The following is a 22,826-nucleotide window of genomic DNA, read 5'->3' on the forward strand; positions in this document are numbered from 1 at the left end:
GGCCGTGGGTTACGTAACGTCTTGGGCATGACTACGGGTAGGCATGCAGCGCTGGGCGCACTGGCTCTGGTGCTCGGGACATCGTTGCTCGCAGGTTGCGCCGACTTCGACGAATCGACTGCCTCGCCGTTCACACCCGAGCCGACCAACCAGGCCAGCGCCGAAGTGCAGCCCGAGAATCCGCCGCCCTCGACCACGCCGCCGGCGCCACGTACCGGCCCTCTCGGCCCCTGTCAGGACGCCGACACTGCCGTGATCGCAACCTGTCTCGACACCACGGGTGGGCTCGTCACACTCCCGGACGGGAACTCGGGGTTGGTCGCCGAACGTCGGACCGGTCGAATCATGCAGGTAGCGCCCAACACGACGCCCGTCGAGGTTGCCAAGATCGACGTCGACGGTAGCGGCGACGGCGGACTGCTCGACATCGCCCTCTCCCCCACATTTGTCGAAGACAATCTGATCTATGCCTACGTCACCACCGGTACCGACAACCGGGTGGTCCGCATCGCTCCGGGCGACACCGCAAAGGAAGTCCTCGGTGGAATTCCACGCGGCGCGAGTGGCAACGGCGGGTCACTGGAGTTCGCGGCCCCGGACCAGCTCATGGTCCTGACGGGCGATACCGGAAACCCTGCGGTTGCTCAGGATCCCGGCTCGTTGGCGGGGAAATTGTTGCGAGTCCGATCGTTGACGCCCACCGCAGCGCCGCCTCGCCCGGAAGTTGTTCTGTCCGGAATCGGGAACGGCGGCGGCGTCTGTGTGGATCCGGGTATCGCGACGTGGGTGACCGACCGAACCACTCTCGAGGATCGCCTCCAACGTGTCGGCTCCGACGGAACGGTGACGTCCCCCGCTTGGACGTGGCCTGACCGACCCGGCGTCGGAGGGTGCATTGCGGCGCAGGGAGTGGTAGCTGTCGCGCTGGGGGCCGGCAAAGCGATCTCGGCGCTGGCCGCAGATCCAGGAACAGGTGCCGTCACGACCGCGCCGTCGGCAGTGGCGAAAGACACGTACGGCCAACTGGGCGGTTTGGCACTCGGATCCGACGGTTTGATGTGGGCGAGCACGATCAACAAGACTGCGGGCGAGCCGGGGCCGAACGACGACAAGGTGGTCAAGATCCCCATGCCGAGTGGCAGTGGCGGGATCGACTGAGCCTCTGATTTCCATACGCACTTCCAGGACCGGTTGGCCAACCACGACAAAGGAGTCGGAATGAAGGCAATCCAGTACACGAGAATCGGCGCAGAGCCCGAACTCACGGAGATTCCCAAACCCGCGCCCGGTCCCGGTGAAGTGCTCCTGGAAGTCACGGCGGCCGGCGTCTGCCACTCGGACGACTTCATCATGAGCCTGCCCGAAGAGCAGTACACCTACGGCCTTCCGCTTACTCTCGGTCACGAAGGCGCCGGCCGGGTCGCCGCCGTCGGCGAGGGTGTCGAGGGACTCGACATCGGAACCAATGTCGTCGTCTACGGGCCTTGGGGTTGCGGCAACTGCTGGCACTGCTCGCAGGGACTGGAGAACTACTGTTCTCGCGCAAAAGAACTCGGCATCAATCCTCCCGGTCTCGGCGCCCCCGGCGCGTTGGCCGAGTTCATGATCGTCGACTCACCTCGCCATCTCGTCCCGATCGGCGACCTCGACCCGATCAAGACAGTGCCACTGACCGACGCCGGCCTGACGCCCTATCACGCGATAAAGCGTTCTCTGCCGAAACTTCGCGGAGGCTCGTACGCGGTTGTCATCGGCACCGGTGGTCTCGGCCACGTCGCCATTCAGCTCCTCCGCCACCTCTCGGCAGCCACGGTCATCGCACTCGACGTGAGCGCGGACAAGCTCGAACTGGCAACCAAGGTCGGCGCCCACGAAGTGGTGCTCTCCGACAAGGATGCGGCCGAGAACGTCCGCAAGATCACCGGAAGTCAGGGCGCCGCACTGGTTCTCGACTTCGTCGGCTACCAGCCCACCATCGACACCGCGATGGCTGTCGCCGGCGTCGGATCCGACGTCACCATCGTCGGGATCGGCGATGGGCAGGCGCATGCCAAGGTCGGGTTCTTCCAAAGTCCTTACGAGGCTTCGGTGACCGTTCCTTACTGGGGTGCCCGCAACGAATTGATCGAATTGATCGACCTCGCCCACGCCGGCATCTTCGACATAGCGGTGGAGACCTTCAGCCTCGACAACGGAGCCGAAGCGTATCGACGACTGGCCGCCGGAACGCTCAGCGGCCGCGCGGTTGTGGTCCCTGGTCTGTAGATCGACAGTATCCAGATCGACAGCGGTAAAACACTGATGCCCGGCCGAATTCGATTCGGCCGGGCATCAGCGTTCGCTACCGAGGATTAGCTGCACGCCTCGATGACAAGTTCCTTCACACGAGCCGCGTCTGCCTGCCCACGGGTGGCCTTCATGACGTCGCCGACGATCTTTCCGGCGGCCTGCACCTTGCCACTGCGGATCTTGTCCGCGATGTCGGGGTTGGCTGCGAGCGCTTCGTCGACGGCTGCCTTGAGCTTGGTTTCGTCACGTTCGACGACCAACTCCGGGTGCGCCGCGACAACCTGCTCCGGATCACCTTCGCCGTCGAGGACGTGATCGACGACCTGGCGAGCGACCTTGTTGTTGAGCTTGCCGCTGTCGATGAGAGCGACGACCTGCGCAACCTGCGCCGGGGTGATCGGCAGAGCACCGAGTTCGACGCCACGGGTGTTGGCCTGCTGTGACAGGTAGGACAGCCACCACGACCGCGCTGCCTCGGGCGACGCACCGGCCTCGGTGGTCGCGATCACCAGATCGATGGCACCGGCATTGACGAGGTCGCGCATGACCTCGTCGGAGATTCCCCAGTCCTTCTGGATCCGCGCGCGGCGAATCCAGGGAAGCTCCGGCAAGGTGCCGCGCAGTTCTTCCACCCACTCGGCGCTCGGGGCAACAGGCTCGAGATCGGGCTCCGGGAAGTAGCGGTAGTCCTCGGCCGTTTCCTTACGGCGTCCGGCGGCGGTGGTGCCGTCGGCTTCCTGGAAGTGGCGGGTCTCCTGGATGACCTCACCGCCGGCGTCGAGAACTGCTGCCTGACGGCGCATTTCGTAGCGAACCGCGACCTCGACACTTTTGAGGGAGTTGACGTTCTTGGTCTCGGTACGCGTTCCGAGTTCCTCGGCGCCGATCGGCATCAGCGAAATGTTGGCGTCGCAACGCATCGATCCCTGATCCATCCGCACGTCGGAGACGTCGAGGGACTTCAGCAGATCACGAAGCGCCGTCACGTAGGCACGGGCAACCTCGGGAGCGCGCTCGCCGGCACCGTGGATGGTCTTGGTGACGATCTCGACCAACGGCACACCGGCACGGTTGTAGTCGAGTAGTGAGTGGCTTGCGCCGTGGATACGGCCGGTAGCACCGCCCACGTGCAAGGACTTTCCGGTGTCCTCTTCCATGTGCGCGCGCTCGATGTCGACACGCCACGTCGTGCCGTCGTCGAGGATCACGTCGAGGTAGCCCTCGGTCGCGATCGGCTCGTCGTACTGGGAGATCTGGTAGTTCTTCGGCTGATCCGGGTAGAAGTAGTTCTTACGCGCGAATCGACCCCACGGTGTGATGGAGCAGTTGAGCGCAAGGCCGATCCGGATCGCGGATTCGACAGCAGCTGCGTTCACCACCGGCAACGAACCGGGCATGCCCAGACAGACCGGGCACACCTGGGTATTGGGTTCGGCACCGAACTCGGTGGGGCACGGGCAGAACATCTTGGTCGCGGTGCCGAGTTCTACGTGCACCTCCATACCCATCACAGGCTCGTACTTGGTCAGTACTTCGTCGTAATCGAGGATGTCGGGCGCATCGACAGCAGTCATGGTGATCAGTTTATGCGTCTGCGGCTCAGCCGAAGAATGCGGCTGCCTCCTCGTAGCGCTCCTTGGGCACCGTCTTGAGTTTGCGGGTCGCCTCGGCGAGCGGAACGAGGTCGATGGACGTTCCGTGCAAGGCGACCATCTGACCGAAATCTCCGCGGTGAGCTGCGTCGGTGGCATGTACGCCGAAGCGGGTGGCGAGGATGCGATCGTGCGGCGTCGGGGTGCCGCCGCGTTGAATGTGTCCGAGGACGGTGGTGCGAACTTCCTTGCCGATCCGACGCTCGATCTCGTTACCGAGCTGCTGCGCGACTCCGGTGAAGATCTTGTGACCGAACTCGTCGATGCCACCCTCGCGCAGAGTCATCGACGCGGGATCGGGCATCGCGCCTTCGGCGACGACGCAGATGAAGTGGGAGTCACCGCGCTGAAAGCGCTTCTTGACCATCGCGCACACCTCGTCGACGTCGAACGGTTGTTCCGGAACCAGCGTCAGGTGTGCCCCCGACGCCAGTCCGGCTTGCAGCGCGATCCAGCCCGCGTGCCGGCCCATGACCTCGACGAGCATGACCCGCTGGTGTGATTCGGCCGTGGTGTGGAGTCTGTCGATGGCGTCGGTGGCGACGGCCAAGGCGGTGTCGAAACCGAAAGTCACGTCGGTGCAGTCGATGTCGTTGTCGATCGTCTTGGGCACGCCGATCACGGGCACGCCACTCTCGGAAAGCCAACTGGCCGCAGTGAGTGTGCCTTCGCCGCCGATCGGGATCAGGACGTCGATCCCGTTGTCGTCGAGGGTCTGCTTGATCTGATCGAGACCCGCGCGCAGTTTGTCGGGGTTCACGCGAGCGGTGCCGAGGATCGTGCCGCCGCGAGTGAGGATGCGGTTGATGCGATCGTCCGCATCGAGAGGGACCTTGCGGTCCTCGAGAAGTCCTCGCCAGCCGTCCCGGAATCCGACCACGGTACTGCCGTAACGACCGGCCGACGTACGTACGACGGCGCGGATGACCGCGTTCAAGCCCGGGCAGTCGCCGCCGCCCGTGAGGATTCCGATTCGCATAGTGCAGCACCTCTCGTGACCGGATTGTGGATCTTGGTGTCCATCTTCCCCCAGTCACCGTATTGCCGCAGGATAGCGGCGTTGCCGAGCCGCAACGCCGCGCCGTACGGGATCGCTAACCTGGCGTGACGAGCCCGCTTTCGTACGCCAACACGACTGCCTGGGCGCGATCTCGCAGATCGAGCTTCGACAGCACCTTCCCGACATGGGTCTTGACGGTCTGCTCGGCGACGAACAGCCGCTCGGCGATCTCGATGTTGGACAATCCGCGGGCGATCAGTTCGAGGACCTCGCGCTCACGCGGGGTCAGGGCGTCGAGCGCTGCGGGCCGTGCGCGCGGGGCCGCCCGCCGGCTGGTCACATCGGCAATCAGCCGACGCGTCACCGTCGGCGCCAGCAAGGCCTGCCCTTCGGCGACCACGCGTACCGCCCGAATCAGTTCCTCGGCCGGTGCATCCTTGAGCATGAACCCACTCGCCCCGACGCTCAGTGCCTCGTAGACGTAGTCGTCGATGTCGAAAGTGGTGAGCATGAGGACTCGCACCGGCGGTTCCCATCCGGCGGACAGAATCTGGCGGGCAGCGTCGAGTCCGTTCATCTCGGGCATGCGAACATCCATCAACACCACATCCGGACGCAATCGCGCGACCTCGGCGACGGCGATCTTGCCGTCCGGCGCATCGCCGATCACGCTGATGTCGGGCTGGGCGGAGAGTAGGGCTCCGAACCCTTGTCGAACCATCGCCTGGTCGTCTGCGATGAATACTGTGATGGGCACTCGGACAGCCTAGGCGGGCATCGACGGCAACTCGGCCCGGACCTCGAACCCTCCGTCCTCGCGCCGGTTTGCCAACAGCATGCCACCCACGGCCGAAGCCCGCTCACGCATTCCGCGTATTCCATTGCCACCAGTGGTTTCCGACACCGAGTGCTGATTGCCACCCAGTGGCGAAGGTCCGTTGTTCACGAGCGCGCTCACCGATTGCGGGCCGAACGCCACAGCGACTTCGATGGGTCCGCCAGGTGAATGCCTGGCCGCATTGGTGATCGACTCCTGAATGATCCGGTACAGCGCAAGTCCCGTGGATTCCGAGACCGACGCTCGATCTCCGTCGACTCGCCACGACACCGGAAGTCCGGCACGTGTACTGCCGAGCAGCAGTTCGTCCAACTGGTCGACGCCCGGTTGCGGGGCCGTCACCACAGAGTCACCATCGCTGCGCAGCACTCCGAGGAGACCACGAATCTCGTTGAGCGCGGCTCGCCCTGTCTCACTTATCGATTCGAATTCGGTCCGGATCTCCGGAGTGACGGCATCGAGTCGGTACGGCGCACTCTGCGCTTGCACGACCACCATCGACATGTGGTGGGCCACGATGTCGTGCAAGTCGCGGGCGATCCGCGCCTTCTCCTCGAGGATCGTTCGCCGAGTGCGTTCGAGTTCACTGACTTCCTCCTGCTTGGCCAACTGGCGGCGCGAGAGAACCAACCAGCGGATCAACAGGCAGAAGACCACCAGGGCACTCAGCCCGACAGCCCAACCCGCTCCGTCGCTTCCCGGGGCGTTGCCGAGGAAGAGCAGCACCGTGGCGATCCAGGCGACACCGACAACCTGAATGGGCGCTCGCAGACTCACCGCGGCGAGCAAACACATCAGCACGATGATGTGGACGACCTGCCACGGATAGTCGTAACCGGGCGTGTTGTCGAACACCAACGGAATGATCAGTGCCGACACCGCCGACACCGCCCACCCCAACGGTGCGTTGATCCGGATCAGGACAAACGGAAAGGCGGCCAACGCGGCGACGAACGGCATGATCGGCGGCGAAACATGATGCGTCAGTTGCAGTGTCGGCCACGCGATCGCGTAGAGGATCAAGGTGACCGCGACTATGACGAAGTTCCAGAACTGACCGTGGGCCACGAAACGGGTTGCGCGGCGCACTTTCTCCGAATGCACTACCGCCCCGTCGAGGCCGGACAGCATCGACCCGGCAGTGGCGAATGTCGGTGCGGGCGCATCCGGTGCGCCCCTGTTCTTCCTTCGGACCTTGATCACCCGTCAAGCCTATGAAGGCGAACCCCGAAAGTCCTCATACTGCAGTGTGAGATCCCCCTACCTCCGAGGTATCACAGGGGAGGGAATTCTCACCCGAATCGGCGTCGGAGAACCCCTCCACAGAGCGATGACCGCCAGGATTGTCCGTTCATAGCGTGAACGGCATGCGGATCACACGAGTGAAAGACCTCTCTCGAAGCGGCGGCACCTGGGCTGCCATGGCCTTGGCGGCAACGGCGGCAATCATCGTCACTGCCGGATCGAGCGGCGCCGAGCCGCCGCGCACCGAGAACTCGAACGCATCCAGGGCGATCGCCGCCGTGACTACCGCGGATGCCTCTGACGCTGTGACCACCATCCCGGCAGACTTTGCGGCATTCGCGGGCTACACCCCCACCGTCGTCGATGGATATCTCGCCAATCCTCACGGCGACTGCTCGTCGCCGGTCCCACTTCCCGACGAATTCGACTCGGCCTGCAAAGCGCACGATCTCGGCTACGACCTGCTCCGCTACGCGCATTCGCACGGAACTGAACTGGGGCCGTGGGCACGTCAGGTCCTCGACGGTCAGCTCGACGAGCGAATGCATGCCGCGTGTGAAGAGCGGACGTCTTTTGTCTCACGAGGGTATTGCTTCGCGATGGCCGATGTAGCCGTCACAGCCGTGAACGGAAATTCCTGGCGCCAAAGCTATCTGACACCGGTCGCTGAATCAGGCTTCGGTTACGGCGCGGCCGGAGTCTTCGCTGTCTCCGCCCTCGGCTTCACCCTCGTGCGGTCGCGGCGTCTCGATCCGTCGAACGGGTTCTCCTCCTCTCCGAAAGCGGTTGCAGCATGAGCGTTCTGAATGCGTCACGGACCCCTGCCCTCGCCCGAGTCGGGGCGCCCGCACTCCCCCGAGTGTCGACGAGCGTCGCCGTGGCAGCGATGTCCGCCATCTCACTTGCTCCCGGACTGCTGCCGAGATCAGCCGTGCTCCAGGGTGTGTTCAGCGGTCTGCTCGTCGCGGCCGGACTACTGGCGATGTGGGCGTTCTCCGCGGTTGCGCGTCGGCTCGTCTCTGATCGCGTGAAGGCCCGATTCGACGAACATCATTGGCGCATCAGCGCGTTGGGGTTGTCGACGGCCGCCGCCGCGATTGCTGTCTTCGCCGCCTCCAGTTGGCAGAACTCGTTGCGAGCGGCGATGGGCGCACCGTCTGCCGGACTTCTCCACTGGGCGGAGGCGGGTTGCATTGCAGCACTGACCGCACTTGGTCTCTGGGGCATCGGGGTCGGAATTTCGAAGGCGCTGCGGTGGATGGGTTTCGCGCGGAGCGTCGGCGCACTGGTCATGGGTGTTCTCGGAGTGCAGTTGGTCGTCGGTCCCGTCGTGTGGAACGGCCTCGCCGATTCGTTCGACAAGTCCAACGCGTACATCGACACTGCTCTGACGCAGCCACTTTCGGCCTCCGTGTCAGGCAGCCCCGAATCTCTTATCTCCTGGACGTCGATGGGGGCGGAGGGACGCAAATTCGTCGCAGCAGGCGAAGACTCGGTGCGCGTCTACGCCGGTTTGGATTCCGCACCCGATGCCGCATCGCGTGCCGCTCTCGCCGTGAGTGAACTCGATCGCGTCGGTGGGTTTGCCCGCAACAGCGTCGTGGTGGCGGTTCCGACCGGCTCGGGGTGGATCGACACGCACGCAGTCGACGGTATCGAGCAACGGTTCGGCGGCGACGTCGCGATAGTCGGCCAGCAATACTCCGACGCACCCAGCTGGGCGACGTTCCTGTTCAGCCGGGACGAAGCCGAAGATTCAGCCACCGCTCTGTTTACTGCGATCGGTACACACATCGCCTCGATGCCGACCGAAGAGCGACCGGACCTGTTCCTCTACGGACAGAGCCTGGGCGCCGTCGGGGGCAGTGCTGCGTTGATGGAGAAAAGCCCCACCACCGCGTGCGACGTGTTGTGGGCCGGTCCCCCGGCGGGCGCGACGCGGACGGAGGGCGCAACCGTTCTCGCGAACACGTCCGACCCGGTGGTGTGGTGGTCCCCCGCCCTCGCGACGCAGAAGCCGGACCTGAGCCGCGCCGTCCAGGATGCCCCGATCCCGCAGTGGATTCCAGGCGTCACGTTCTTGCAGACGACCGCAGACATGCTCGGTTCGCTCGGTGTTCCCGCCGGCCACGGCCATCGCTACGGAACTGATCAGGGGACGGCCCTGAGAACTTGCTCCTGAAACTGCTGTGCGCCTTTATCAACCGCGGGGGGTTAATAAAGGCGCACAGCAAACAGGTCAGACTGCAGTCGCGATCGGGCCGCGTGCAGCTTCGTAGGCGGCACCGACACGGTAAAGGCGCTCGTCAGCCATGGCGGGCGCCATGATCTGCAGGCCCACCGGCAAGTTGTCGTCCGCGGACAGACCCGAGGGCACCGACATCGCGCAGTGTCCGGCCAGGTTGGTCGGCAGCGTGCACAGGTCGGAGAGGTACATGGCCAGCGGATCGCCGACCTTCTCGCCCAACTTCCAGGGGGTGAACGGGCTGGTCGGCGACACCAATACGTCTACCTTCTCGTAGGCCTTGTCGAAATCGCGCGCGATGAGCGTACGGACCTTGAGCGCCGAGCCGTAGTAGGCGTCGTAGTAGCCCGAGGACAGTGCGTAGGTACCGATCATGATGCGACGCTTGACCTCCGGGCCGAAACCGGCGGCACGAGTTGCGGCCATGACCTGGTCGGCGCTCATGTTGCCTTCGTCGACACGCAGTCCGTAGCGCATGGCGTCGAAGCGAGCCAGGTTGGACGACACCTCACTCGGCAGCACCAGGTAGTACGACGCGAGCGCGTGCTCGAAGCTCGGGCACGAGACCTCGACAACCTCGGCGCCGAGAGCCTTGAGCTGCTCGACTGCGGCGTCGAAGGAGGCGATGACGCCGGGCTGGTAGCTGTCGGAGTGCAGTTCCTTGACAACACCGACCTTCACGCCGCGAAGGTCGCCGTTTGCACCTTCACGTGCTGCGGCAACCACCGGACGCACGGGGGCGTCGATGGAGGTGGAGTCACGCGGATCGTGTCCGGCGATGACCTCGTGCAGCAGTGCGGTGTCGAGCACGGTGCGACCACAGGGGCCGCCCTGATCGAGCGAGGACGCGCACGCGACGAGTCCGAAGCGTGAGACGGTTCCGTACGTCGGCTTGGTTCCGACCGTCGCGGTGACCGCAGCCGGCTGACGGATCGATCCGCCGGTGTCGGTACCGATCGCCAGTGGAGCCTGACGGGATGCGAGTGCTGCCGCGCTACCGCCTCCGGATCCGCCGGGGATGCGGGTGACGTCCCACGGGTTGCGTGTCGGACCGTAGGCGGAGTTCTCCGTCGAGGAGCCCATCGCAAATTCGTCGAGGTTCGTCTTGCCGAGAATCGGGATGCCGGCAGCGCGCAGCTTGGACGTCAGGGTCGCGTCGTACGGCGCAACCCAGCCTTCGAGAATCTTCGACGCACAGGTGGTCGGCATGTCCGTCGTGGTGAAGATGTCCTTCAACGCGATCGGAACGCCGGCGAGTGCCGAAGCGGGTTCGTTTCCGCCTGCGAGCGAGTTGTCCACTGCTGCGGCGGCTTCGAGAGCCTGCTCGCCGGCGACGTGCAGGAATGCGTGGTACTCGGTGTCGACGGCAGCGATGCGGTCGAGATGCGCCTGCGTGACCTCTACCGAGGACACCTCACGCGAGTGGATCTTGCCGGCCAGCTCAGCGGCGTCCAGCGTGGTCAGATCGGTCATTCGCCCTCTCCAAGGATCTGCGGAACCGCAAAGCGATCCTGTTCGACTGCGGGTGCTCCGGACAATGCCTGCTCGGGGGTCAACCCGGGCACGATCACGTCGGGGCGCGTCACGTTGGTGACGGCATTGGGGTTCGCCATGGGCGGGACGTCGTCGGCCGCAACCTCGGTGACCACCTTGACGTGGTTGAGAATCGAATCCAACTGACCGGCGAACTCGTCGAGTTCGGCATCGGACAGGGCGAGTCTGGACAGCCGCGCGAGGTGCGCGACCTCGTCACGGGAGATGGCAGGCACCGCGGGGCCCCTTTCGGAAGAGGACGTGAACATTGCCGGTCCAGCCTAGTTCCTCACCGACACAGACCTGTAAGCACGCCTGCTGTGTCGACCGGTATGCGCGCCCACTGTGTCCACCGCCACGTCGAATCCACCTCGTGTTTCGCTCGTGTGACAAGCATGTGCACCCGGTGTGACCCCGCCGCGGCGCCCACCAACGGGTGCTGAGCAAGTGCAAAGATGGGTGTGGCCCGGGTCGACGTGATCCGGGCGAGAACCGATCAGCGAAAGGCACGCACGTGTCGTACCTGCTTCGCGTCCAACTGCCCGACCGACCCGGTAGCCTCGGCGCTCTCGCCGTGGCACTCGGTTCCGTCGGCGCAGACATCCTCTCTCTCGACGTCGTGGAACGGGGCGACGGATTTGCCATCGACGACCTCGTGGTCGACGTCGAACCCGGCGCACTGCCCGACACTTTGATCACCGCTGCGGAGCATCTGCCCGACGTGCTGGTCGATTCGATCCGCCCCTACGCCGGGATTCTCGACACTCACCGCGAACTCGAGCTGATCGACTCCGTCGCCACCGCCAAAAACGATCGACTACAGGTTCTCGTCGACGGCGCGCCGCGTGTCCTCCGTGTCGGCTGGTGCGTCATCGCGGACATCGGCAAGCACGGGGCTTACCGTGTCGTCGGTAGCGCAGGCGCTCCGGAAACTCATGCGACCGATATTCCGTGGATGCCGCTGGACAAGCCCACCGCCCTCGACGGCGAGGCGGATTGGGTTCCGGACGTATGGCGCGACATGAACACCAGCCTCGCTGCCGCACCTCTCGGTTCCGGCAATCGAGTCCTCATGCTCGGCCGCCCCGGTGGACCCGAATTCCGCCCCTCGGAGATAGCCCGCCTCGGCTACCTTGCAGGAATCGTAGCGACGGTGCTGGGTTAGCCAGGCTGGATAGTCAGGCCAGACCGCGAACCATGACGGTCAGTTCCATGCCGCGAATGGGCTCCCACGCGCGCTCGGGATCGGGGACAAAACCGTTTCGGTCGTAGATACGACGCGCATCGACCATCTCGGGCTGCGTCGAAATGACCACCGAGTGATCGCCGCGATCGTATGCGTCGGCGATCACTGCGCGAACCAATGCGGTTCCGGCGCCCGATCCTCGAGCTTGCGGAGAGACCGCGAGCATGCGGAATTCGAGTTCACCCTTCTGCGCAACGTCGGCGAAGGGCGTACCGGGCTCGGCAATCGTCAACGAACCCACGACCTGATCGCCGAGGACGGCAACCAGCACCCGCCCCTGCTCCACCCGAGTTGCGGTGTCGCGCAGGCGCTCCGCGTACGGGGATCCGTCGGCGACAAATCCGCCGCCCACGTACGACTGCACAGTCAGCTCACCGACGGTCTCGAACTCAGCCGGCAGAACTTCACGAATCTCGATCATGGCGTCACTATGGCACCCCACACGTCAATCTCAGAAATCGGACAAAGTCACTCTGCTGCGTCCAATTCGGTGGGAGCGACTGCATCCGGGCCATCTTCGAGCAACCGCCGGAAGCCGTCCTCGTCGAGCACCGGCACACCCAATTCGACGGCCTTGTCGTGCTTGGAACCGGGCGCTTCACCAACGACGACGAAGGCTGTCTTCTTCGACACCGAACCTGCCGCCTTGCCCCCGCGCACCAGAATCGCTTCCTTTGCCTGATCTCGCGAGTACGTCTCGAGCGAACCGGTGACAACGATCGAGAGGCCCTCGAGATTGCGCGGAATCGAATCGTCTCGTTCGTCCTCCATGCGTACTCCGGCCGAAGCCCACTTGTCGACGATCTGCTGGTGCCAGTCGACGGAGAACCACTCCACGACCGCCGCCGCGATCGTGGATCCGACGCCGTCCACTGCAGCCAACTCGTCGACTGACGCTTCCCGAATGCGTTGCAACGAACCGAATTCGCCGGCCAACGCCCTGGCGGCAGTAGGGCCGACGTGCCGAATCGACAGTGCCACAAGCACTCTCCACAGCGGCTTGTCCTTGGCCGAATCAAGATTGGCCAGCAAGCGTTTTCCGTTGGCGGACAGTGCTCCCGCATTGGTACGGAAGATAGGAACATCGATCAGTTTCTCGGCGTCGAGGGAGAAGAGATCACCCTCGTCGCCGATGACCTTCGCTTCCAGCAGACCGGTCGCGGCCTCGTATCCGAGCACCTCGATGTCGAACGCCCCGCGACCGGCAACGTGGAACACGCGCTCGCGCAACTGCGCCGGGCAGTACTGCTGATTGGGGCATCGCACGTCGACGTCGCCCTCTTTTGCCGGTGCCAACAACGTGCCGCACTCGGGACAGTGCGTCGGCATGACGAACTCGCGCTCGGTACCGTCGCGCACGTCTGCCACGGGCCCGAGGACCTCGGGGATGACGTCTCCGGCCTTACGCAACACCACGGTGTCGCCGATCAGCACACCCTTGCGCTTGACCTCGGATCCGTTGTGCAGCGTGGCCAAGGACACAGTGGAACCTGCCACCGTGACGGGTTCCATGTACGCGAACGGCGTCACGCGTCCCGTGCGCCCGACGCTGACCCGGATGTCGAGGAGCTTGGTCGTGACCTCTTCCGGCGGGTACTTGTACGCGATCGCCCACCGCGGTGCGCGAGACGTGGTGCCCAGACGTCGATGCAACGACATCTCGTCGACCTTGACCACCAGGCCGTCGATCTCGTGCTCGACGTCGTGGCGATGTTCTCCCCAGTACTTCATCTTCTCGACCACGGCGTCGGCGCCGACCACCCGCGAGGTGTGCGTGGACACCGGCAGACCCCAGGCGGCGAGGGCCACGTAGGCGTCGTACTGCGAAGCCGGATCGAAACCTTCCATGCGTCCGAACCCGTGGCAGATCATGCCGAGGCGACGACGCGCGGTGACGGCCGGATTCTTCTGACGCAGGGAGCCCGCCGCGGAGTTGCGCGGATTGGCGAACGGCGCTTTGCCCTCCTCCACCAGCGAGGCATTGAGTGCAGCGAAGTCCTCGAGGCGGAAGAACACCTCACCGCGCACCTCGAGCAGGCTCGGAATCGGGTACTCGTCCGTGGCGGTGAGCCGCTCCGGGATGTCGTTGATCGTCAGGGCGTTGAGTGTGACCAGCTCGCCGGTGCGACCGTCGCCGCGGGTAGCGGCGCGCACGAGTTTGCCGTTCTCGTAGACAAGGTTGAGTGCAACACCGTCGATCTTCACTTCGCACAGATAGTGCAGTTCGGGCCCGGTTTCCTGCTCTACCTTGGCGATCCATCCACGCAGTTCGGACTCGTCGAAGACGTTGTCGAGGCTGAGCATCCGCTCGAGGTGATCGACGGAGGTGAAGTCCGTCGCGAATCCGCCGCCGACCAGTTGCGTCGGAGAGTCGGCAGTCCGCAGATCCGGATACCGCTCTTCGAGAGCATTGAGCTGCCCGAGCAATGTGTCGAATGCACCGTCCGAAATGACGGGCGCATCACGAACGTAGTAGCGGAACTGATGCTGGCGTACCTCTTCGGCCAGCTCCGTCCACTGCTCGCGCGCCTCGTTGGGCGCTGGCTGCATTGCATCCGCGGTTTCAGTCACAGCTAGAAGATTATCGGGTCACACCGACACACCACATGACTCCACGCATCAGAACGCCGACGGATCGTCCACCAATGCCTTGCCGACGTCTGTGCTCAGTCGAAGAGCGGCACGAGCCCACTCCAGGCTCGCACCCGCAAGACCACAACGCGGAGTGACCGCGACCTGGTTCTGCAGGAGTTCACGCGAGAATCCGAGACGATCGATCAGCGTGACGGCGGGAATCGCGCACTCTTTCCACGTCACCGGCTTTTCCGGCTCCACGGACGGAACCAGACCGAGCGCCAATTCCTTGCCGGCGTCGAACAACTGGCCGATACCGTCGAGATCGCGTGAGCCGATGAGCGACATGTCGAAGCTCACGCCGAACGCCTGACTTCGCCTCAATAGATCCCACGGCATGTCGGCGCCGCAGCTGTGGACGATCGTGGGCAGCCCGCAACCGCTGATCGTCGAGTCGAGAACGGCGAGCGCCTCGGGTTCGGGCAAAGCCGGAACGCTCTCCATCTTGGTGCGCCCTGGCAGCGAACCGGCCAGTACGGCCGCGATCTGAGGCTCGTCCAACTGGATCACCACTGCGGCGCCGGTCCGGCGAGTGACCTCGGCCGCATGACGCGCGAGACCCTCACCGAGTGATTCGGCGATGTCGCGGAGCGCCCCGCGGTCGACGAGAACTCGTGAGCCGTTCGCGACCTCGATCTCGGCGCCGAGCGTCAACGGGCCGGCAGCTTGAAGCTTGATCACGTGATCTCCGCCGACCAAGCGAGCCGACTCCCAGGCTTCCTCGAGTGCGTCGAGATCCTGATTCAGGAAGTCCTCGGCCCGCTTCGCGACGTTGCCCCGCCGAGGCACGACGCGATAGGCACGTGTCGAGGCGTCGAGGTTGATGTCGACCAAAATGGCGCCTGCCCGGCCGACCATGTCTGCGCCGAGACCCCGGCTCGGCAGCTCCACCAGATGTGGGAAACCGCCAAGCTCTCCGAGGATGGTTGCGGCACTTTCGCGGGCATCCGTGCCCGGCCAGGATCCGATTCCGGTGACGAGGCCACCGATGGAAACCTGCTGCGTCACAGTGTGTTCGGCTCGGATTCGGTGCCCGAGATGGTGCCACTGCCGAGAACCTGGTCGCCCAGCTCGCTGTCGGGGCGATACAACACGACAGCTTGACCCTTTGCGACGCCGGTCAGTGGTTCGCGCAACGAAATCGAGATACCGCCGCTCGAAGTACCGTCATCGACGGCCTCCGCGACGGCCTGTGCCAGTCCGCCGTGCGCACGAACCTGCACCATGCATTCGACGGGGCCTTCCGGCGCCTGGCCCGAAGTCCAGACCGCACGCTGCGCCGAGATGGCCCAGACGTCGAGGTTCTTGGCCGAACCCACTCGGACCGTTCCGGTTTCGGGCTCGATCGCGGTCACGTACCGCGGGCGGCCGTCACCCGCCGGACCTTCGACGCCGAGACCCTTGCGCTGTCCGATCGTGAAGCCGTGGACGCCGTCGTGCGCGGCGAGGACTTCACCGGAATCGGCGTCGACAACGCTTCCGGGACGAACGCCGATGCGCGCACCCAGGAATGCTCGTGTGTCACCGGTCGGGATGAAGCAGATGTCGTGGCTGTCAGGCTTGTTCGCCACAGCGAGGCCGCGCTCGGCCGCTTCCTCGCGGATCTGTTCCTTCGGGGTGTCACCGATCGGGAACATCGCGCGTGAAAGCTGCTCTGCCGTCAGCACACCGAGGACGTACGACTGATCCTTGTCCGCGTCGACCGCCCGGCGCAGCACGCCGTCTTCGAGGCGTGCGTAGTGACCGGTCGCCACGGCGTCGAAGCCGAGAGCGACCGCACGATCGGCGAGTGCGGTGAACTTGATCTTCTCGTTGCAACGCAGGCAGGGGTTGGGGGTCTCACCTGCCGCGTAGGACGCCACGAAGTCGTCGATCACGTCTTCCTTGAAGCGATCGGCGAAATCCCAGACGTAAAAGGGGATTCCGAGGACGTCGGCGGCGCGCCTGGCGTCGCCGGCATCTTCCTTCGAGCAGCAACCCCGCGAACCCGTACGCAATGCGCCCGGCGCCGTGGACAGCGCAAGATGAACGCCGACGACGTCATGTCCGGCGGCAACAGCGCGGGCGGCGGCGACAGCGGAGTCGACACCTCCGCTCATGGCTGCGAGTACTCGCATCAGCGATCCCCTCCACGCGAACCGGCACCGGCAAGACCGGCGGCCCGAGCGCGCTCTACTACTTGTGGAAGCGCTGCGAGCAGCGCATCCACATCGGTGACACTCGACGTATGTCCGAGCGAAAATCTCAGTGAGCCACGCGCTACGGGCGATTCGACGCCCATCGCGATCAACACGTGACTGGCCCGGGCCACACCGGCAGTGCAGGCCGAACCGGTGGAACATTCGATACCTGCTGCGTCGAGGAGCATCAGCAACGAATCGCCCTCGCAGCCGGGAAAGGTGAAGTGTGCGTTACCGGGAAGCCGATCGGAACCGGTCGGGCCGTTGAGCACCGACTCGGGAAGGATCTCCAGGACTCCCTCGATCAAACGGTCACGCAGCTGCGCCAATTCCCTTGTGCTGGAATCGAAGTTCTCGACGTTTGCGCGCAGCGCCGCAGCCATTCCGACAACTCCCGCGGTATCCGGAGTGCCCGAACGCAGATCACGTTCGTGCCCACCGCCGTGAAGGAGCGGCACACAGGGAACCTGGCGTCCGAGCAAGAGTGCACCGACGCCGTGGGGACCACCGAATTTATGTGCCGCGATGCTCAGCGCGGACAACTTGCTCGCTGCGAAGTCGACGGGCAATTGAGCAACGGCCTGGACCGCGTCGCTGTGCATCGGAATCTCGAACTCGGCCGAAATCTCCGCCAACTCCACGATCGGCATGATCGAGCCGACCTCGTTGTTGGCCCACATCACCGTCACCAGTGCTACTTCGTCGGCGTGGACGGACAGTTCGTCGCGCAACGTCTGCGGATCGACCACACCGTTCTCGTCGACCGGCAACCACGTCACGCGCGCGCCCTCGTGCTGCTCGAGCCACTCGACGGCGTCGAGCACAGCATGATGCTCGACGGAGCTGGCCAGAATGCGAGTGCGTCGTGGATCGGCGTCACGGCGAGCCCAGTAGATGCCCTTGACCGCGAGGTTGTCGCTCTCGGTTCCCCCGGAGGTGAAGATGACCTCCGACGGCCGCGCGCCCAGGCTGGCGGCGATCGATTCGCGCGATTCCTCGACGCGGCGCCGGGCCGCCCGGCCGGAGCCGTGCAGCGAGGACGCGTTGCCCACGGTTTTGAAGGTATCGGTCATCGCCTCGATAGCGGCTGCCGACATCGGAGTCGTGGCGGCATGATCGAGGTACACCGGAAATCCGGCGTGGGCACTGTGTGCAGGCAGAGTCATGGCTTGACAAGGATAGCCCAGCACGAGAGCTCGCCCAGCCTCGCTCAGCAGGCTAAGCGCTCATCGCCGGGGAGGGATCGATTTGTCCCACGGCTTGTGTCACGAGTTCCGGTGCGGGGTCGAAGATGTCGTGAGCTGCCAGATCGATGACGTCGACGCCGCGTACGGCTCTCTCGCATCGCTGCGCGAGATCGGCTCGGCACTCCCCTGCCTCCTCGAGCGGAGCCAGCCTGACCTTCACCTCGACGTTCTTCTGACGCAGGATCCGACGGATGGACTGACCGATCGTTTCGGTGCCGACAAAGCACGGTCCGGTGCACAGGGAACCGTCGGCGTTCTCGTATCGGATCGCCATCGGTTGAACCGGGCATTCGGCGTCGACGGCAGCTTGGAACATCGCCGGGCGGAAACCGCCGTACGCTCGGCCGCACCAGGTCGTCCCCTCGGGAAAAACCATCACGCGGACACCGCGCTGCAGGCGTTCGCGCACGACGTCGACGGTTCCGGGGAGGTCCCGCAGTCGTGCTCGATCGATGGGTACGACGCGCATCCGCCGAGCGAGACCGCCGAGCACTGCCCAGTCGAGCAGGTCGGCGCGGGCGACGAAGTTGGCCGGAGCGACGGCGCTCGCGACCAGTACATCGGTCCAGGACACGTGACCGGCGACAACCATCACGCCCGCCGGTTCGGCGCGCCCCAACCGTTGATCGTCGACCGTGAGCTTCATCCCCAGACAGCGCAGCAACGCCCGCGAGTATCCGCGTTGCATCTCAGTGCGCCAGGTGCGTGGGAGCAGCCAGCCGGCCGACAGCACCGGCGCTGTCACCAGGGCGGCACCGACCATGACCCCGCGGGCAATCACGGTGATACTCGACACACCGGGTTCGTCCGCGGGTAGACACCCGTCGCCGCAGGGGCTCGTAGGTACCCAGTACGGCGCCGCCGCGGTCATCAGCCGATCCCCGACTCGTGTGCGGCGGCCGCCGATCGCAGCCGTTCGAGATAACGCTTGTTTGCGGAGTGAAGGCCTTGCAGCGCAACAAAATCAGCCACGCCGAACTCGGGATCGTGAGCAGGCTCCCCGCAAATTGTCGCGCCCATCCGTAGGTAGCCGCGGAGCAAGGGTGGCATCGTGAGGCGTTCCGGTGCGGCAATCTCGTCGAGCGTCCGGCCGCCGAGGACCACCGGGTTTCGAGGTGTCACCCGTCGCGCAACCGGGCTGGCGTGCTTGTTCATCACGAAGTCACGCACGCCGCGGACATCTGCGCCGGCGATGGCATCGGGGCGCGGCAGGATGGGCACGGAGACGCAACCCATCACCCACTCGTATCCGGTCAGTTCGAGGTAGTGCAGGATGCCCGACCACATCAGGCTCAGGACGGATCCGGTGCGGTGAGCGGGATCGACGCACGCGCGACCCATCTCGACGATCCTGTTCGCCACCGGGTCGAGCGCGGAGATGTCGAATTCCGTTGCGGTGTAATACCCGCCGGCCGCCGCAGCGGAATCCGGCGGCAGCATTCGGTAGCAGCCGACGTACTCCTCGGTGATGTTGTCACGAACGAGAAGATGATCACAGAATTCGTCGAAGGCGTCGGCGTCGAGTTCGAACACCCCAGCCGTTGCCGGGAGGGAGAAGCCTGGCTCGGAGGCGAACACTCGGTATCGAAGACGCTGCGCAGCGACACGATGCTCGCGGTCGGAGGAGACGATCAGGGAATATCTCGGCTGGGCGACCTCACGGCCGAGATTGTCACTCGCGGAGCGAAGGACTGACGTAATTGTCATGCGCAAGGTTTATCGAGCGCGAACGGCATCCCGGTATCGACGAAGTGACATACCGATGCAGGCCGGGTGAATAAAGCACTGTGCGCCTTTATCAACCGCGGGGGGTTGATAAAGGCGCACAGCAGATTGTGCTTTTTAGCCCTTGTGGGACTTCACAGCTTCGGTGAGCTGCGGTGCGACGTTGAACAGGTCGCCCACGATGCCGAAGTCGGCGATCTCGAAGATGGGTGCCTCTTCGTCCTTGTTGACCGCGACGATGGTCTTGGACGTCTGCATGCCGGCGCGGTGCTGGATGGCACCGGAAATGCCGAGCGCGATGTACAGCTGCGGGGAGACCGTCTTACCGGTCTGACCGACCTGGAACTGTCCGGGGTAGTAGCCCGAGTCCACAGCGGCACGCGAAGCACCGACTGCAGCGCCGAGGGAATCGGCCAGCTCTTCGACGACGGAGAACTTGTCCGCGCTGCCGACGCCACGTCCACCGGAGACGACAACCGACGCCTCGGTGAGCTCGGGGCGGTCGCCGCCGACGATGGGCTCACGCGAGGTGACCTTGACGGCACTCTCGTCCTGAGCCGGAACCTCGACGGTGATCTGCTCGCCTGCGCCGGCCTGCGGAGCAGCCTCGACGGCACCCGGACGAACCGAGTAGACGGGAACGTCGCCGTTGGCCTTGGCCTCGACGGTGAACGCGCCACCGAAGATGGAGTGGACGCCGGTGCCGTCAGCCTTGATCTCGATGACGTCGGTCAGCAGTCCGGAGCCCAGACGTGCGGCCAGACGACCGGCAACCTCTTTGCCCTCGGTGCCGGCTGCGGTGATGACTGCTGCCGGGCTGGTGGACTCGACCAGAGCGGCGAGAACGTCGACCTTGGGGGTGACGAGGTAGCCGTCGATGTCGTCGGACTCGGCGACGTAGATCTTCTCGGCGCCGGCTGCTGCCAGCGCGTCGGCGAGCTTTGCTGCGGTGCCCGCGGGGCCGGCGACAACTGCCGACGGCTCACCGAGTGCGCGTGCAGCGGTGATGAGTTCGGTGCTGACCTTCTTCAGCGCACCCTCTGCGTGCTCTACGAGCACAAGTACTTCTGCCATGACTTAACTCTCCCTGAGTTCTTCTGCTGGATGTCTAGAAGGGCGCGATCAGATGACCTTGTTGCTGACGAGGTAAGCGGCAATCTTGGTGCCACCGTCTCCCTCGTCGACGATGCGCTCACCAGCGGTACGGGGGGGCTTCGGGGTGGAGGACGTCACGGTGGTGCCGGCGTTGGCAACTCCGACGGTCTCCGGGTCGACTCCGAGGTCGGCCAGCGTGTAGACGAGAACTTCCTTCTTCTTCGCGGCCATGATGCCCTTGAAGGACGGGAAGCGCGGCTCGTTGATCTTCTCGGTGACCGAGACGATCGCGGGCAGCGAAGCCTCGAGGCCGAAGACGCCCTCGTCGGTCTCGCGCTCACCGGTGATCTTGCCGTCGGCGACGACGACCTTGCGCAGCTGCGTGAGCTGCGGGATGCCCAGGTACTCGGCGATGATGGCCGGGACAGCGCCGACGCGGCCGTCGGTGGCCTCGTTGCCGGCGATGATCAGGTCGGCAGGCTCGTCGTTCTCGAAGGTGATCTGTCCGAGAGCAGCAGCGAGGGTCCATGCGGTCTGGATCGCGTCGGAGCCGTGCAGTGCCGGGTCGTTGATGTGGACAGCCTTGTCGGCGCCCATCGACAGAGCCTTGCGGATAGCGTCGGTGGCGCGGTCGGGACCTGCGGACAGCACCGTTACCTCACCGCCCTGAGCTTCCTTGATGAGGAGTGCTTCTTCGACGGAGCGCTCGTTGATCTCGTCGAGGACTGCGTCGGCGGCTTCACGGTCAAGCGTGTAGTCGCCGTCGGTCAGCTTGCGCTCGGACCATGTGTCGGGGACCTGCTTGATCAAAACAACGATATTCGTCATGGGTCTTCGTCGACCTCCTGTGTGTAATTCACCTGATAAATCGTCTGTGGTGCTCGCGCAGTCCGAGCGTCCGAAAAGAGAGTCCGACAGGTCTCCCTACGGGCGGATTTCTCGGTTCACGTCGGCTGTGCGTTAGATTACCCCACGTTAAGTTACCGGTGGGTAACTTAACGTGGAACCTCGTCCACCATAACGGCACGAACAGGAATTGACAGCAGTGATCTGGACCACGGCGAACACGTTCTACTCGGATGGCACTAATCTCGCACGGGTGAGTGAAACGAGTGTCAGCAACCACGAGGACGCACCCCTGCCCCTGACGGGCGAACGAACGGTGCCAGGAATCCCCGAGGAGAACTACTGGTTCCGACGCCACGAAGTGGTGTACCGCGCACTTCTGGAGCGCTGCACGGATCGCCGAGTCCTCGAAGCCGGATCCGGAGAAGGCTACGGCGCCAACATGATTGCCGACGTCGCAACGAAGGTTACCGGCCTCGACTACGACATCTCCGCGGTCGAACACGTCCGTGCTCGCTACCCCCGCGTCGAGATGCTTCACGGCAACCTCGCCGAGCTTCCACTGGCCGACAACTCCGTAGACGTCGTCGTCAATTTCCAGGTGATCGAGCACCTGTGGGATCAGGGTCAGTTCCTGCGCGAGTGCTTCCGAGTTCTCGCTCCCGGCGGTGAACTTCTGATCAGCACCCCCAACCGGATCACCTTCTCCCCCGGCCGCGACACGCCGCTCAACCCTTTCCACACTCGTGAGCTCAACGCCGCCGAAATGACCGAATTGCTCGAAGACGCCGGATTCCGCGTTCAGTTGATGACCGGTGTGCACCACGGTTCGCGTCTGAAGGAACTCGACGCCAAGCACGGCGGATCGTTCATCAATGCGCAGATCGACCGCGCGCTGGCCGGTGAGCCCTGGCCGGAAGATCTCACCCGCGACGTCGAGGGCATCACCGTCGACGATTTCAGCATCAGCGAACCCGACATCGACGACAGCCTCGACCTCGTCGCTATTGCCGTGAAGGAAACCGGCGAGTGAGTAACGCAACACCCGTCA

Annotated in this window: 21 protein-coding genes; 6 read left to right on the plus strand and 15 right to left on the minus strand. The window is 64.6% G+C overall.

What is annotated here, in order from left to right:
• Window positions 1-27: 27 nt before the first annotated feature.
• Window positions 28-1,158, plus strand: a complete 1,131-nt coding sequence (locus tag ACFWAD_RS13855) for a PQQ-dependent sugar dehydrogenase (RefSeq protein WP_378545333.1) — start codon at window positions 28-30, stop codon at window positions 1,156-1,158.
• Between the two features lie 60 nt (window positions 1,159-1,218).
• Window positions 1,219-2,265, plus strand: coding sequence for an NAD(P)-dependent alcohol dehydrogenase (locus ACFWAD_RS13860; protein WP_378544653.1), 1,047 nt, complete (start codon window positions 1,219-1,221; stop codon window positions 2,263-2,265).
• An 86-nt stretch (window positions 2,266-2,351) separates the two neighbouring features.
• Here ACFWAD_RS13860 and gatB read toward each other — a convergent pair whose 3' ends face one another.
• The 4 genes from gatB to ACFWAD_RS13880 form a co-directional block, all read right to left on the minus strand.
• Complete coding sequence (gatB, locus tag ACFWAD_RS13865) at window positions 2,352-3,863, minus strand: Asp-tRNA(Asn)/Glu-tRNA(Gln) amidotransferase subunit GatB (RefSeq protein ID WP_378533854.1); 1,512 nt, start codon at window positions 3,861-3,863, stop codon at window positions 2,352-2,354.
• A gap of 25 nt (window positions 3,864-3,888) precedes the next feature.
• Entirely contained in the window at window positions 3,889-4,920 is a 1,032-nt protein-coding gene (locus tag ACFWAD_RS13870) for an ATP-dependent 6-phosphofructokinase (RefSeq protein ID WP_283303701.1), read from the minus strand.
• Window positions 4,921-5,035: 115 nt separating this feature from the next.
• Complete coding sequence (locus tag ACFWAD_RS13875) at window positions 5,036-5,698, minus strand: response regulator (protein ID WP_378544656.1); 663 nt, start codon at window positions 5,696-5,698, stop codon at window positions 5,036-5,038.
• A gap of 9 nt (window positions 5,699-5,707) precedes the next feature.
• Entirely contained in the window at window positions 5,708-6,982 is a 1,275-nt protein-coding gene (locus tag ACFWAD_RS13880) for a sensor histidine kinase (RefSeq protein ID WP_378533856.1), read from the minus strand.
• A 164-nt stretch (window positions 6,983-7,146) separates the two neighbouring features.
• Here ACFWAD_RS13880 and ACFWAD_RS13885 point away from each other — a divergent pair, with 164 nt between their 5' ends.
• Together ACFWAD_RS13885 and ACFWAD_RS13890 are read left to right on the plus strand one after the other, a co-directional pair.
• The gene (locus ACFWAD_RS13885; protein WP_378544659.1) at window positions 7,147-7,821 is read left to right on the plus strand and encodes a hypothetical protein; all 675 of its coding nucleotides are present in this window, start codon (window positions 7,147-7,149) and stop codon (window positions 7,819-7,821) included.
• Window positions 7,818-9,206, plus strand: a complete 1,389-nt coding sequence (locus tag ACFWAD_RS13890; protein WP_378544662.1) for an alpha/beta-hydrolase family protein — start codon at window positions 7,818-7,820, stop codon at window positions 9,204-9,206. The genes ACFWAD_RS13885 and ACFWAD_RS13890 overlap by 4 nt, the downstream gene beginning before the upstream one ends.
• A gap of 57 nt (window positions 9,207-9,263) precedes the next feature.
• Here the strand turns inward: ACFWAD_RS13890 and gatA are convergent, their stop codons facing one another.
• Both gatA and gatC read right to left on the minus strand, forming a co-directional pair.
• On the minus strand, window positions 9,264-10,742 hold the full coding sequence (gene gatA / locus ACFWAD_RS13895) for an Asp-tRNA(Asn)/Glu-tRNA(Gln) amidotransferase subunit GatA (RefSeq protein WP_283303696.1): 1,479 nt from the start codon (window positions 10,740-10,742) through the stop codon (window positions 9,264-9,266).
• Entirely contained in the window at window positions 10,739-11,038 is a 300-nt protein-coding gene (gene gatC / locus ACFWAD_RS13900; protein ID WP_003944747.1) for an Asp-tRNA(Asn)/Glu-tRNA(Gln) amidotransferase subunit GatC, read from the minus strand. The genes gatA and gatC overlap by 4 nt, the downstream gene beginning before the upstream one ends.
• Window positions 11,039-11,316: 278 nt before the next feature.
• Between gatC and ACFWAD_RS13905 the strand changes: the two genes are divergently transcribed.
• Window positions 11,317-11,967, plus strand: coding sequence for an amino acid-binding protein (locus ACFWAD_RS13905; RefSeq protein WP_378544665.1), 651 nt, complete (start codon window positions 11,317-11,319; stop codon window positions 11,965-11,967).
• A 13-nt stretch (window positions 11,968-11,980) separates the two neighbouring features.
• Here the strand turns inward: ACFWAD_RS13905 and ACFWAD_RS13910 are convergent, their stop codons facing one another.
• The 9 genes from ACFWAD_RS13910 to ACFWAD_RS13950 form a co-directional block, all read right to left on the minus strand.
• On the minus strand, window positions 11,981-12,469 hold the full coding sequence (locus tag ACFWAD_RS13910) for a GNAT family N-acetyltransferase (protein ID WP_230812805.1): 489 nt from the start codon (window positions 12,467-12,469) through the stop codon (window positions 11,981-11,983).
• 47 nt (window positions 12,470-12,516) lie between these two features.
• Complete coding sequence (gene ligA, locus ACFWAD_RS13915) at window positions 12,517-14,598, minus strand: NAD-dependent DNA ligase LigA (protein ID WP_378545336.1); 2,082 nt, start codon at window positions 14,596-14,598, stop codon at window positions 12,517-12,519.
• Between the two features lie 69 nt (window positions 14,599-14,667).
• Window positions 14,668-15,690 (minus strand): methionine synthase, encoded by a 1,023-nt coding sequence (locus ACFWAD_RS13920; protein WP_378544668.1) that lies wholly within the window; start codon window positions 15,688-15,690, stop codon window positions 14,668-14,670.
• Window positions 15,687-16,799: a tRNA 2-thiouridine(34) synthase MnmA gene (gene mnmA, locus ACFWAD_RS13925; RefSeq protein WP_378544671.1), complete on the minus strand. Its 1,113-nt coding sequence runs from the start codon at window positions 16,797-16,799 to the stop codon at window positions 15,687-15,689. Before mnmA ends, ACFWAD_RS13920 begins: the two co-directional genes overlap by 4 nt.
• Window positions 16,799-18,028, minus strand: coding sequence for a cysteine desulfurase family protein (locus ACFWAD_RS13930; RefSeq protein WP_378544674.1), 1,230 nt, complete (start codon window positions 18,026-18,028; stop codon window positions 16,799-16,801). The genes mnmA and ACFWAD_RS13930 overlap by 1 nt, the downstream gene beginning before the upstream one ends.
• Window positions 18,029-18,080: 52 nt before the next feature.
• On the minus strand, window positions 18,081-18,980 hold the full coding sequence (locus ACFWAD_RS13935) for a lysophospholipid acyltransferase family protein (protein WP_378544677.1): 900 nt from the start codon (window positions 18,978-18,980) through the stop codon (window positions 18,081-18,083).
• Entirely contained in the window at window positions 18,980-19,816 is an 837-nt protein-coding gene (locus tag ACFWAD_RS13940) for a GNAT family N-acetyltransferase (protein ID WP_378544680.1), read from the minus strand. Before ACFWAD_RS13940 ends, ACFWAD_RS13935 begins: the two co-directional genes overlap by 1 nt.
• A 135-nt stretch (window positions 19,817-19,951) precedes the next feature.
• Entirely contained in the window at window positions 19,952-20,908 is a 957-nt protein-coding gene (locus ACFWAD_RS13945; RefSeq protein ID WP_003944698.1) for an electron transfer flavoprotein subunit alpha/FixB family protein, read from the minus strand.
• A gap of 48 nt (window positions 20,909-20,956) precedes the next feature.
• The gene (locus tag ACFWAD_RS13950; RefSeq protein ID WP_003944754.1) at window positions 20,957-21,757 is read right to left on the minus strand and encodes an electron transfer flavoprotein subunit beta/FixA family protein; all 801 of its coding nucleotides are present in this window, start codon (window positions 21,755-21,757) and stop codon (window positions 20,957-20,959) included.
• A gap of 271 nt (window positions 21,758-22,028) precedes the next feature.
• Between ACFWAD_RS13950 and ACFWAD_RS13955 the strand changes: the two genes are divergently transcribed.
• Window positions 22,029-22,808 carry a bifunctional 2-polyprenyl-6-hydroxyphenol methylase/3-demethylubiquinol 3-O-methyltransferase UbiG gene (locus ACFWAD_RS13955; protein ID WP_296555256.1) on the plus strand — a complete coding sequence of 260 codons (780 nt, stop codon included), beginning with the start codon at window positions 22,029-22,031 and terminating at the stop codon, window positions 22,806-22,808.
• Window positions 22,809-22,826 lie beyond the last annotated feature (18 nt).

It is taken from the genome of Rhodococcus sp. NPDC059969 (genome assembly GCF_042738325.1).
In the GTDB taxonomy this organism is placed as follows: domain Bacteria; phylum Actinomycetota; class Actinomycetes; order Mycobacteriales; family Mycobacteriaceae; genus Rhodococcus_F.